Origin of the sequence: Rhodococcus sp. SMB37 (genome assembly GCF_004345605.1) — a bacterium.
GTDB lineage: Bacteria > Actinomycetota > Actinomycetes > Mycobacteriales > Mycobacteriaceae > Rhodococcus.
Genome location: NZ_SLVY01000017.1, coordinates 29210 through 41408, shown reverse-complemented (window position 1 = coordinate 41408; position 12199 = coordinate 29210). Strand labels below are relative to the sequence as shown.

Annotated in this window: 11 protein-coding genes and 1 tRNA gene; 7 read left to right on the top strand and 5 right to left on the bottom strand. The window is 65.4% G+C overall.

The annotated features are described in order from the left end of the window. Positions 1 to 17 precede the first annotated feature (17 nt). Both EV641_RS23140 and EV641_RS23135 read right to left on the bottom strand, forming a co-directional pair. Positions 18 to 1139 (bottom strand): CoA transferase, encoded by a 1122-nt coding sequence (locus tag EV641_RS23140; RefSeq protein ID WP_132474893.1) that lies wholly within the window; start codon positions 1137 to 1139, stop codon positions 18 to 20. Further along, on the bottom strand, positions 1136 to 2323 hold the full coding sequence (locus EV641_RS23135; protein ID WP_132474891.1) for an acyl-CoA dehydrogenase family protein: 1188 nt from the start codon (positions 2321 to 2323) through the stop codon (positions 1136 to 1138). The genes EV641_RS23140 and EV641_RS23135 overlap by 4 nt, the downstream gene beginning before the upstream one ends. Positions 2324 to 2487: 164 nt before the next feature. Here EV641_RS23135 and EV641_RS23130 point away from each other — a divergent pair, with 164 nt between their 5' ends. The 5 genes from EV641_RS23130 (at position 2488) to EV641_RS23110 (ending at position 7393) form a co-directional block, all read left to right on the top strand. Further along, positions 2488 to 3495: a LacI family DNA-binding transcriptional regulator gene (locus tag EV641_RS23130; RefSeq protein WP_132474889.1), complete on the top strand. Its 1008-nt coding sequence runs from the start codon at positions 2488 to 2490 to the stop codon at positions 3493 to 3495. A 126-nt stretch (positions 3496 to 3621) separates the two neighbouring features. Beyond that, on the top strand, positions 3622 to 3996 hold the full coding sequence (locus tag EV641_RS23125) for a helix-turn-helix transcriptional regulator (RefSeq protein ID WP_132475045.1): 375 nt from the start codon (positions 3622 to 3624) through the stop codon (positions 3994 to 3996). Positions 3997 to 4006: 10 nt separating this feature from the next. Continuing rightward, positions 4007 to 4417: a VOC family protein gene (locus EV641_RS23120; protein WP_054713696.1), complete on the top strand. Its 411-nt coding sequence runs from the start codon at positions 4007 to 4009 to the stop codon at positions 4415 to 4417. Between the two features lie 35 nt (positions 4418 to 4452). After that, entirely contained in the window at positions 4453 to 4926 is a 474-nt protein-coding gene (locus tag EV641_RS23115) for a nitroreductase family deazaflavin-dependent oxidoreductase (RefSeq protein ID WP_132474887.1), read from the top strand. A gap of 76 nt (positions 4927 to 5002) precedes the next feature. Continuing rightward, positions 5003 to 7393, top strand: a complete 2391-nt coding sequence (locus tag EV641_RS23110; RefSeq protein ID WP_054713702.1) for an excinuclease ABC subunit UvrA — start codon at positions 5003 to 5005, stop codon at positions 7391 to 7393. A gap of 59 nt (positions 7394 to 7452) precedes the next feature. Here EV641_RS23110 and EV641_RS23105 read toward each other — a convergent pair. Further along, positions 7453 to 7526, bottom strand: a tRNA-Pro gene (locus tag EV641_RS23105). A gap of 76 nt (positions 7527 to 7602) precedes the next feature. Further along, on the bottom strand, positions 7603 to 8556 hold the full coding sequence (locus EV641_RS23100) for a metallophosphoesterase (protein WP_132474886.1): 954 nt from the start codon (positions 8554 to 8556) through the stop codon (positions 7603 to 7605). Between the two features lie 66 nt (positions 8557 to 8622). Between EV641_RS23100 and EV641_RS23095 the strand changes: the two genes are divergently transcribed. Continuing rightward, on the top strand, positions 8623 to 9099 hold the full coding sequence (locus EV641_RS23095; RefSeq protein WP_132474884.1) for a GatB/YqeY domain-containing protein: 477 nt from the start codon (positions 8623 to 8625) through the stop codon (positions 9097 to 9099). A 7-nt stretch (positions 9100 to 9106) separates the two neighbouring features. On the opposite strand, the gene EV641_RS23090 is transcribed toward EV641_RS23095, so the two are convergent. Further along, entirely contained in the window at positions 9107 to 11551 is a 2445-nt protein-coding gene (locus EV641_RS23090; protein WP_132475043.1) for a transglycosylase domain-containing protein, read from the bottom strand. 278 nt (positions 11552 to 11829) lie between these two features. On the opposite strand from EV641_RS23090, the gene EV641_RS23085 reads away from it, so the two are divergent. After that, positions 11830 to 12153 carry a WhiB family transcriptional regulator gene (locus EV641_RS23085; RefSeq protein ID WP_054713697.1) on the top strand — a complete coding sequence of 108 codons (324 nt, stop codon included), beginning with the start codon at positions 11830 to 11832 and terminating at the stop codon, positions 12151 to 12153. Positions 12154 to 12199: the final 46 nt, after the last annotated feature.

Genomic DNA, 12199 nt, shown 5'->3' with positions numbered 1-12199 from the left:
TGAGGTCCGCTGCATCCCTACTGTTCGCTGAGCCGCGGCGGCGCCGCCCGGTAGGTCGCGGGTGTGGCGCTGAGACGGATCGGGTTGGCGATCTGTCGCAGGGGCCTCTCGCGTCGTTCGTCGTCGATCTCCACAACAGGTGTGAGCCCGAGCCGTTCGGCCAGCGCGATCGCGTCGGCTATGTCATTGAGCGGGCCACAGGGGACCCGCTCCGCGGTCAGCGCGTCGAACCACGTGTCAGCGGTCTCGGAGGACAGGGCCTCGTTGATCGCCTTCACGAGCACGTCGCGGTTGGCCACGCGCGCCGCGTTCGTGGCGTACCGCTCGTCGGAGGCGAGTTCGTCGAGACCGAGCACGCTGCACAGTGAGGCGAACTGACGGTCGTTGCCCACGGCAAGCACCAGCGGACGGTCTGCGGTGGTGAACAGTTCGTACGGCGCGATGCTGGGGTGCCGGTTGCCCATGGCGGTGGGAACGACTCCCGCAGCCACGTACCCGGAGGACTGGTTCGCCAGAGCCGACAGGAGCGATGACAGGAGGTTGACCTCGACGCGCTGCCCCCGGCCGGTGCGGTCGCGGTGTCGCAGCGCCGCAAGGATGCCCAGTGCCGCATGCATTCCGGTGATGACGTCGACGACCGCGACACCGACCTTGGTGGGGGTGTCGGCGTCGGGGCCCGTGATGCTCATCAGGCCGCCGACCGCTTGGATCAGCAGATCGTAACCGGGCAGAGTGTTGTGTCCGCCGAATCCGGTGATCGAGCAGTACACGATATCGTGATTGATCTCGCGCACCTGCTCGTAGCCGAGGCCGAGGCGGTCCATGGTGCCCGGCAGGAAATTCTCGACCATGACGTCGGCGCGTTCGACGAGGCGGCGGGCCTCGGCGAGTCCCTCCCGCGAGGACAGATCGAGAGCCGCCGATCTCTTGTTCCGGTTGACTCCGAGGAAGTACGACGATTCCTCGCCGACCCACGGCGGACCCCAGCTGCGGGTGTCGTCCCCGGTACCCGGGCGCTCGACCTTGATCACTTCGGCGCCGAGGTCGGCGAGCATCATCGTGGCGTACGGGCCGGCGAGGACGCGGCCGAAGTCGGCGATCACCAGGTCGTCCAGGGCGCCACCCGTCTGTGTGGTCACCTGAATGCGGCCTCTCCCGTCAGCACCTTGCCGATGGACAGCTGGTGCATCTCGGAGGTGCCCTCGTAGGTCAGCACCGATTCGAGGTTGTTGGCATGCCGGATGACCGGGTATTCGAGGGTGATGCCGTTGGCGCCGAGGATCGTGCGGCATTCGCGCGCGATTGCAATGGCCTCACGGACGCTGTTGAGCTTGCCGGTGCTGATCTGCTCGGGGGTGATCTCGCCGCGGTCCTTGATACGGCCGAGGTTGTAGGCGAGGAGATGTCCTTTGCCTACCTCGAGCGCCATATCGGCGATCTTGGCCTGAGTCAGCTGGAACGCGGCGAGCGGCTTGTCGAACACGATCCGCGACTGTGCGTAGTCGATGGCGGTCTCGAGGCAATCACGCGCCGCTCCCATGGCGCCGAAGGCGATGCCGAAGCGGGCTTCGCCGAGGGCGGTCAGCGGGCCGCGCAGGCCCTTCGCGAGCGGCATCATCGCCGAGGACGGCAGCCGCACTCCGTCGAGGACGAGTTCGGAGGTCACCGAGGCGCGGAGCGACATCTTGGCGTGGATCTCCGGCGCGGAGAAGCCTGGCGTGTCCGTGGGGACGACGAAGCCGCGGATGCCCTTGGGGCCCTCGTCGAGGTCGGTCTGTGCCCACACCACGGCGACGTCGGCGATCGATCCGTTGGTGATCCACATCTTGGTGCCGCTGAGGATCCAGTCGTCGCCGTCGCGCTTTGCGTTGGTGCGCATCCCGGCAGGGTTGGAGCCGAAGTCGGGTTCGGTGAGGCCGAAGCAGCCGATCGCTTCGCCGGCGGCCATGCGCGGCAGCCATTCCTGCTTCTGCTCCTCGCTGCCCCAATGATGGATGGAGAACATTGCGAGGGAGCCCTGCACCGAGACCAGGCTGCGGATACCGGAGTCGACGGCTTCGAGTTCGAGGCAGGCCAGTCCGTATGCGGTCGCGCTCATGCCGGCGCAGCCGTAGCCGTCGAGGTGCATGCCGAGAACGCCGAGCGCGCCCAGTTCCTTCGCGAGGTCGCGGGCCGGGAGTTTCGCCTCTTCGAACCATTGGGCGATGTGCGGGCGGATGCGGTCGTTCGCGAACTTGCGCACGGTGTCGCGGATTGCGATCTCTTCCGGTTCCAGCAGCGAGTCGAGGGCGAAGAGCTGGGTCAGGGACTGGGTGTTCGACATGTGGTTCTCCGAGGTCCTGGGTGACGGGTCCGAGGTGAGGAAAATCGTTTGTGCAATCGTATGCGAGAACGATTGCGAGAACGTTTGCATCACCTAGACTAGGGAGAGTGATGCAGGTCGTCAACCCGGCGCCGGCATCGATGTGACAGAGCAGGAGAGCCCGAATGGCCCGATCCGACCGCGCGCCGACTCTCAAGGAGATCGCCGAGCGTGCCGGTGTGCACGTCTCGACGGCATCGCGGGTGCTCCGCCAGCCCGAACCCGTCGACGGATGGTCGGACTCCGCTCTCCGTGTGCGCGAGGTCGCGGACGAACTGGGTTACCGCCCGAATCTGTGGGCAGCGAGCCTGCGCACCCGTAAGACCACCACGCTCGGTGTGGTGATGCCCAGGCTCACCGACGGCGTCGTCGCCACGACCTATCAGGGCATCGAGGAAGCGGCCGAGCGGGCCGGGTACTCGGTGCTGCTGTCGAGTCCTCCCGACGACCTCGACGCGCAACGCCGCGCCATCTCGTTACTTGTCGGTCGTCAGGTCGACGGCCTGCTGCTCAGCAGCCTGCACATCCCCGGTGGCCCGTTCGTCGAGTCGCTCGCACTCGGACCGCTTCCGCTGCTGTGTGTCACCCGGCACGCCGACGCGGGACTGCCCTTCGTCGTCGGCGACGACTACCGCGGCGGGTGCCTCGCCGCGCAACACCTGCTCGACCGCGGATACTCGGATGTCGCGATCATCGCAGGCCCTGACCACGCGAGCACGGCCCGAGACCGCCGCGCGGGATTCGTCGACACGCTCGCGCGTGCATCGTTCCCGCCGCGCCCCGACCGGATCGTGCGGTCGGGCTTCGACGTGGCAGGGGGCGTGGCGGCCGCGCGCGCACTGCTGGATCGCCCGGATCGGCCCCGCGCGATCTTCGCGGTCAGCGACACGATCGCGATCGGTGTCCTCGGAGTCGCGCGCGATCTCGGGCTGGCGATCCCCGGCGACCTCGCACTCGTGGGATACAACGACATTCCGATCGTCGAGCAACTACCCGTCCCGCTGACGACGGTCCGCTCACCTGCCCACGAGATCGGGGCGGCCGCGGTGCGCAGCCTGCTCGAACTCGTACAGGGACGTGAGGTGGAGTCCATGCGGCTCCCGGTGGAGCTCATCGAGCGGAAATCGAGCTGACCCTGCCCCGACGTGTGCGGTCACCGCTGGACAACACCACGGTGACCGAGGACGATCGCGCACGTGGCGAACAGCGATGCTCAGCGTCTCCGAGACCTCACGCTGTTGCGCCGTGTCCGCGACCGCATGGATCGTGAGTACGCGCAGCCGCTCGACGTGGACGCACTCGCGCGCGGGGTGGGCATGTCGGCGGGGCATCTGAGTCGCCAGTTCAAGAAGGCCTACGGCGAATCGCCCTACTCGTACCTGATGACCCGCCGGATCGAACGTGCGATGACGCTTCTTCGCCGCGGTGACCTCAGCGTCACCGATGTGTGTTTCGAAGTGGGCTGCTCGTCACTGGGGACATTCAGCACGCGGTTCACCGAATTGGTCGGCATGCCGCCGAGCGCCTACAAAGACAAGGCCGAATACGGGACGGAGGGTATTCCGGCGTGCGTCGCGAAACAGATCACGAGACCGGTCAGGAATCGAGAAGCGCAGGTGTCCGGCCGTCGCTAGCGTTACGGCCATGGACATCACCATTCATTACACCTTCCTCCCGCACACCGATCCGGAAGCGTCCCTGGCGTTCTACCGCGACACCCTCGGATTCGAGGTCCGCAAGGACGTCGGCTACGAGAACATGCGGTGGATCACCGTCGGACCTCCCAACCACCCTGAAACCTCGATCGTCCTGAACCCGCCTGCGGCAGACCCCACCATCAGCGACGAGGAGCGGAATACGATCCTCGAGCTGATGGCGAAGGGCAACTACGGTGCGGTCACTCTCGCCACAGACGACCTGGACGGGCTGTTCGCGCGTCTCGAGGCCGGCGGGGCCGAGGTCCTTCAGGAACCGATGGATCAGGATTACGGCGTGCGCGACTGCGCCTTCCGCGACCCCGCGGGCAATCTGATTCGGATCAACCAAACCAGCTGAGCTGCACGGTATTCACACTTCGAGTGGAGGTCGAGATGGGGCAGGACGACGGACGGGACGCACACCGCACCCGACCACCCGGCACGCCGGGGGCGCTCTCACGCTGGTTCCAGCGGACAGCCAACGCACGAACGATGCGTAAGATCCGACGGGGCAAGGGCCGGACGATGGGCATGGACATGCTGATCCTGCACACGATCGGTCGCCGGAGCGGACAACGGCGTGAAACACCGCTGATGCGGTTGACGGACGGCGACGATGCCGTTCTCGTCGTCGCATCGGGTGGCGGCAGTGTGAACCCCGACTGGCACGCCAATCTGATGGCGCACCCGGACGGCGTGTCCGTGGAACTTCCAGGCCGTGCACCCGTATCCGCGACAGCACACGAACTTCGCGGCACCGAACGTGCACAGGCCTGGCAGCGACTGGCGGCCGAGCAGCCTCGAATTGCGAAGTATCAGGGCAAGTCCGATCGTGAATACCCGTTGATCCGGCTGACGCTGCAGTAACCGCGTGGCACAGTCGAACAGGTCGATTACTGCGGACCTCCAGGGCGAGGTTCCGGACAGAGAAACGGAGACACCGATGACACCGTCCGCCAGGGCGAACACCCGGTCGCGTGAACTGAATACTGCCGACAGTCACGACAGGATCCTCGTCCACGGGGCACGGGTGAACAACCTTCGCGATGTCAGTATCGAGATCCGGAAGCGGCGGCTGACGGTGTTCACCGGTGTCTCCGGATCCGGCAAGAGTTCGCTGGTGTTCGGCACGATCGCCGCGGAGTCGCAGCGGCTGATCAACGAGACCTACAGCGCGTTCGTTCAGGGGTTCATGCCGAGCATGGCCCGACCCGACGTGGACGTGCTCGACGGACTGACGACGGCGATCCTCGTCGATCAGGAACGCATGGGTGCCAATCCACGCTCCACCGTCGGCACCGCAACCGACGCCAACGCCATGCTGCGCATCCTCTTCAGCCGGATGGGCAAGCCGCATATCGGTTCCCCCCAAGCCTTTTCGTTCAATGTCGCTTCGATCAGCGGTGCCGGAGCCGTGTCGATGGAGCGCGGGGGACGGACAGTGAAGGAACGCCGATCCTTCACTATCACCGGCGGGATGTGTCTGCGATGTGAAGGTCGGGGATCGGTGTCCGACTTCGATCTGACCGCGCTGTACGACGAGACCAAGTCGCTCAACGAAGGTGCGCTGACCATTCCCGGCTACAGCATGGATGGCTGGTACGGGCGAATCTACCGAGGCTGTGGTTTCTTCGATCCCGACAAGCCGATCGCCAAGTTCACGAAGAAGCAGCTGAACGATCTGCTCTACAAGGAACCGACCAGGATCAAGGTCGAGGGCGTCAACGTGACCTTCGAAGGACTGATCCCGAAGATCCAGAAGTCGTTCCTGTCCAAGGACCGCGAAGCGATGCAGCCGCACATTCGTGCGTTCGTGGACCGCGCGATCACATTCTCGACCTGTCCCGAGTGCGACGGCACGCGACTCACCGAGGACGCGCGATCGTCGAAGATCAAGGGACTGAGCATCGCTGACGTGTGCTCGATGCAGATCAGCGACCTTGCCGAGTGGGTTCGAGATCTCGACGAACCGTCCTTGGGGCCTCTACTCGACAACCTGCGGCAGAATCTCGAATCCTTCGTCGACATCGGTCTGGGATACCTGTCGCTCGAACGCCCGGCCGGCACACTCTCCGGTGGTGAGGCACAGAGGACCAAGCTGATCCGCCACCTCGGGTCGTCGCTCACCGACGTCACCTACGTCTTCGACGAACCGACGATCGGTCTGCATCCGCACGACATCGCGCGGATGAACGACCTCCTGCTGCAACTACGCGACAAAGGCAACACCGTGCTCGTCGTCGAACACAAGCCCGAGGTCATGGCAATCGCCGACCATGTCGTCGATCTCGGTCCACACGCCGGTACCGACGGCGGCAAGGTGATGTTCGAGGGCACCTTCGACGGCCTGCGGAAGAGCGACACCCTCACCGGCAAACACCTCGACGATCGTGCCTCGCTGAAATCGTCGGTACGCCACGGCGCCGGCGCACTCGAAGTGCGCGGCGCCGACACCAACAACCTCCGCAACGTCGATGTCGACATCCCCCTCGGAGTGCTGGTGGTGCTCACCGGTGTCGCGGGGTCGGGGAAGAGCTCGCTCATCGGCGGATCGGTGTCCGGTCGCGACGGCGTGGTCACCATCGACCAGGGAGCGATCAAGGGGTCGCGGCGTAGCAATCCTGCGACGTACACAGGCATGCTCGACCCGATCCGAAAGGCCTTCGCGAAGGCCAACGGGGTCAAGCCGGCGCTGTTCAGCGCGAATTCGGAAGGCGCGTGCCCCAACTGCAACGGCGCGGGCGTCGTCTACTCCGACCTCGCGATGATGGCCGGAGTCGCGACCCCCTGCGAGGTGTGCGACGGAAAGCGTTTCCTGGCCGAGGTGCTCGAATACAAGTTCGGTGGCAAGGACATCAGCGAGGTCCTGCGGATGTCTGTCGCCGAGGCCGAGGAGTTCTTCGGATCTGCGGACTCGAAGATCCCGGCGGCCCACAAGATCCTGGATCGCCTGGTGGACGTCGGACTCGGTTACATCAAGGTCGGGCAGCCGCTGACGACGCTCTCCGGCGGTGAACGGCAGCGGCTGAAGCTCGCCACCCACATGGGGGAGAAGGGCGAGATCTACATCCTGGACGAGCCCACCACCGGCCTCCACCTCGCCGACGTCGAGAATCTGCTCGGCCTGCTAGACCGGCTCGTCGACTCCGGAAAGTCCGTCATCGTCATCGAGCATCATCAGGCGGTCATGGCGCACGCCGACTGGATCATCGACCTCGGTCCCGGTGCAGGCCACGATGGCGGCAGCATCGTCTTCGAGGGGAAGCCGTCGGATCTCGTCGCCGCGCGGTCGACACTCACCGGTGAGCATCTCGCGGAGTATGTCGGAGCGTGAATGCGATCAGGGCGCATTCTCCAGCCGGAGAATGCGCCCTGATCGGCTCGTTTCACGAGTCGGGGTGGCGGGATTCGAACCCACGACCTCTTCGTCCCGAACGAAGCGCGCTACCAAGCTGCGCCACACCCCGTGATGAACCTCGGTCAGCTTACAACACGACTCGTATGAAGGTTAAATCGGCTGGTCAGTGACAAGGTTCCCGATGGTCAGCGACGAGACCCCGCGCTTTCCGCGGCGCTGCCCGCGGACCTCCGTGATTCCTCGCGCGGAGCCGGAACCAAGGCCAGAAGAGTGGCTTCCGGGCGGCAGCAGAAGCGTGCAGGGGCGAAGGGGGAGGTACCCATTCCTGCCGACACGTGCAACTGCATATGGGTGCCCCACCGAGACGGGCCCTTCACTCGCGACCGGTCGATGCCGCAGTTGGTCACCAGAGCACCGAAGAACGGCAGGCACAGCTGTCCGCCGTGGGTGTGGCCGGCGAGTACGAGGTCGTACCCGTCGTCGGCGAAACGGTCGAGCACTCGCGGCTCGGGGGAGTGGGTCAGTCCCAGGCGAAGATCTGCGGACTTGTCGGCCGCTCCGGCGATGGTCTCGTAGCGATCGCGTTCGAGATGCGGATCGTCGACCCCGGCCACCGAGATGCGCACGCCGCCGACCTCGATGTCGCGGCGGACGTGCGTCATGTCCTGCCAGCCGCGTTCGTTGAACGCTGCGCGCAGGTCGCCCCAGGGAAGCGGCGGCCCGTACACGCGGTCGTGGTCCTTGTCGAAGTAGGCGAGTGGATTCTTCAGGACGGGCGCGAAGTAGTCGTTGCTGCCGAACACGAAGAGGCCCGGCCGGGCCAGGAGGCCGCTGAGCGCCTGGACGACCGCGGGAACCGACTTCGGGTGCGACAGGTTGTCGCCCGTGTTGATCACCAGATCGGGTTCGAGGCGATCGAGTTCCCTGATCCAGCTCTGCTTGCGTTTCTGCCCCGGCATCATGTGCAGGTCGCTGATGTGCAGCACGCGGAGAGTCGATGCACCCGGTGCGAGGACCGGGACGGTGACCTCCCGAAGCGTGAAGGCGTTGCGTTCGATCAGCGTTGCGTAACCGAGACCGAGGACGGCAGCTCCTGCGGTACTCGCGGCGACACGTGTGAGGGGAGAAAGGTCAGGCACTTCTTCAGCGTACCGCCGCTGCACGTCTGCGCACGTGCTTCGAGGTTCCCGGCGTAGGTTCTGGGTATGACCGATACAGCATCCTCACTCAAATCCACATTGCGTGCAGACATGACTGCCGCGATGAAGGCCAAGGACCAACTGCGCTTGGCGACGCTGCGGATGTTGCTCGCCGCGATCCAGACCGAGGAAGTCTCGGGGAAGGAAGCGCGCGAGCTCTCCGACGACGAGGTCATCAAGGTTCTGTCGCGGGAATCCAAGAAGCGCGGCGAGGCCGCTGAGGTCTACACCGAGAACGGGCGTGGCGAACTCGCAGCCAAGGAGCATGCTGAGGCCCGCATCATCGACGAATATCTGCCGACTCCGCTGACCGACGCGGAACTCGTCGACGTGGTGGACACGGCCATCGGCAGGGTCGCCGATGAGCTCGGTGCGCGTCCCGGTCCGAAGAACATGGGCCAGGTCATGAAAGTCGCGACCGCGATCGCCGCGGGCAAGGCGGATGGAAAGCGCCTGTCGGCGGCGGTGCGGTCGCGACTCTAGCCGTCTGTCAGTTGTCCGGATCCGGCGCTGACGGTGTCGTCGTGGCCGCCGGGCTCTCCGACTCGCTGTCGTCGGGCGGCGCCGACTCGGTCTGAGCAGGTTCTTGTCGTCCGGGGACCGGGGCAGGTGCCGACGGCACCGTGGTGTCCGGAACCTCGCTACCGCTCGGACGTGCGGGCGTCGCGCTCGTTGTCGGTGCCGCACGCACCGATCCGTCACTGATGAAGATCGTCACCGTGGACCCGGGGACCGCCGAGCCGGACGGTGAGCTTCCGGTGACCGTGCCTGCCCGCTCCTCGGCCTTCGTCGTCGATTCCGACACCGAGAACCCCGCGTCCTGCAAGCGTTGCACGGCCCGATCGCGCGACAGGCCCGTGACGTCGGGAACCTGAGCGTTACCTGCGCCGCGGACGTAACGAGGGTCGGTCGGCGGAAGCTCGACGGATCCGAACTTAGTGGCGACCGGAGACATGGCCGTGAACCAGGTGTGTGCCGGGGCGGTGCCGCCGAACAGGTTGCCGTCGTAGCACGGGCGGACGGGGTTGGCGCAGATCTGGCCGGGGGTGGGGGAGTCGCCGTAGGTGTAGACGGATCCGGCGTACCGGTTGGTGAAGCCCAGGAATGCGGACGACATGTGCGACTCGGTGGTTCCGGTCTTGGCTGCCACCGGCAGGTTCCACCCGGTGCTGCCCGCGGCTCCGGAAGCGGTACCTCCGCCTGCGGTGTCCTTGCTCATCGCGTTCGCAAGGGTGTCGGCGAGGCCCGGTTCGACGGCCTGCTCGCACGCCTGCTGCGTGATCGGTACGGGCTTGCCCTCACGATCGAATACACCGTCGATCGGAGTCGGGGGGCACCACTTGCCGTGCGAGGCGAGGGTGGCAGCCACGTTCGACAATTCGAGGTTGTTGATCCATGTAGGGCCGAGCGTGTACGAGCCCAGGTGCTGATTCTTCTGCATGTCGGCCATCGACTGCTCGCCGAAGCCCGAGGTGTTGGGCTGTGAGTAGGAACGCATGCCCAGGCGGACGGACATGTCGACGACGGAGTCGACGCCGGTCGCCTCGATCAGCTTCACGAAGGCGGTGTTCGGGGACTGCGCGAGTGCATCGGTCACCGACAGCGCAGGCGGGTACGGCGCGGCGTTCTCGACGCAGTAGTAGCCGGCGGGGCAGCCACGCGCACCGCCGTCACCGAGGCCCTGTGCGTTGTAGCGGCTGGGCACGTCGAGGACGGCGCTGGTGCCGAGGCCCTTCTCCATCGCCGCAGCGACCGTGAAGATCTTGAAAATCGATCCCGCGCCGTGACCGGCGAGCGAGTAGGGCTGCGGCTGGACTGTTTCGTAGGCGTCGCCGTCGAGGCCGTAGGTGCGGCTCGATCCCATGGCGAGGACACGATGGGAGTCCTGGCCGGGTTCGATCACGTTCATCACCGTTGCGACGTCGTCGACGGTCGGGCTCGTGTATTGATCGAGCGCGGCTTTGGTCGAACTCTGCACTTCGGGGTCGAGTGTGGTGCGGATCATGTATCCGCCCTTGTCGATCTGCTCTCGTGACAGACCCGAGTTCGCGAGGTACTGGAGTGCGTACTCGCAGAAGAATCCGCGATCGCCCGCTGCGATGCAGCCGCGCGGCAGGGTGTTCGGCTCGGGGAGGACACCGAGCGGTTCGGCCTTCGCTGCCCGGATCTCTTCGGCCCGCTCGGGAATGTTGTCGATCATCGTGTCGAGCACGATGTTTCGGCGGTTGGTCACGCCCTCTGCGTTTGTGTACGGGTTGAGCGCGGAGCTGGACTGCACCATGCCCGCGAGCATGGCTGATTGCGTGACGTTCAGGTCTTTCGCGTCGATCCCGAAGTAGGTCTGGGCGGCGTCCTGGATGCCGAACGAGCCGTTTCCGAATGGCACCAGGTTCAGGTAGCGGGTGAGAATCTCGTCCTTCGACAACTCTTCGTCGAGGGTGAGTGCCATCCGGATCTCACGGATCTTGCGGGCCGGTGTGGTCTCGATCGCCGCGCGGCGTTCCGCGTCGGTCTTCGCCACGACGTGCAGCAGGTAGTTCTTCACGTACTGCTGGTCGATCGTGGACGCACCCTGCTCGACCTGACCGCTACTGGTGTTGGTGAGGAAGGCGCGGATGGTGCCCTGCCAGTCCACGCCCTGGTGCTCGGGGAAGCGCTTGTCCTCGATCGAGACGATCGCGAGCTTCATCTCGTTGGAGATCTGGTCGCTGGGTACCTCGAAGCGTCGCTGGTCGTACAGCCACGCGATCGGGTTGCCGGCGGTGTCGACCATCGTCGTGACGGCGGGAACGATCCCTTCGACGAGTTCGGCGGAACTGTTGTCCACGGTGTCCGCGGCGCGATTCGACACGTACCCGAATCCGCCCGCAGCCGGAAAGAGCATTCCGGCCACGAGGACACCGCCGAGGGCCGTGCAACCGGCAAGTTTCGCCACAGTACTTCGGATCGACACGGGTACACCCTACGTGCCGATCGGAGCAGGCGACGATTCCAGGGAGTCGAAACGCCGTCCGACGTGCAGCTATGCACGGGCGTACCAGAAAAGGTTTCGTTCGCCTTGCGCGCGGGCATCAGTTTACCTAGATTGAGACAGCAGTGTGATACAGGTAACACCTCGACAGTGAAGACGTACAAGTTTTTTCATGCTAAGTGCAAAATTGTGCGTCCTCGGGAACTCCGCACACCGGAGTTTGGGAAGCAAAGGGGAACTGAATGCACCTGACCACTCCTATGACCAGGCTCGACGTCGACGAAGAAGAAGCACGCATCGCCTGGGTTTCGAAGGCCCGATGCCGCGAGGTAGACCCCGATCAGTTGTTCGTCCGAGGTGCAGCGCAGCGGAAGGCGGCGGTGATCTGCCGACATTGCCCCGTGATGCTGCAGTGCGGCGCAGACGCGCTCGACAACCGCGTCGAGTTCGGAGTGTGGGGAGGGATGACCGAACGTCAGCGACGTGCACTCCTCAAGCAGCACCCGGAGGTCGAGTCCTGGTCGGACTTCTTCGAGGCGCAGCGGCAGCACCAGAACGCGGTATGACCGCGAGTCTGTGAGAGCCGCGAGCCGGGTGAGAGCACTGCCTGTG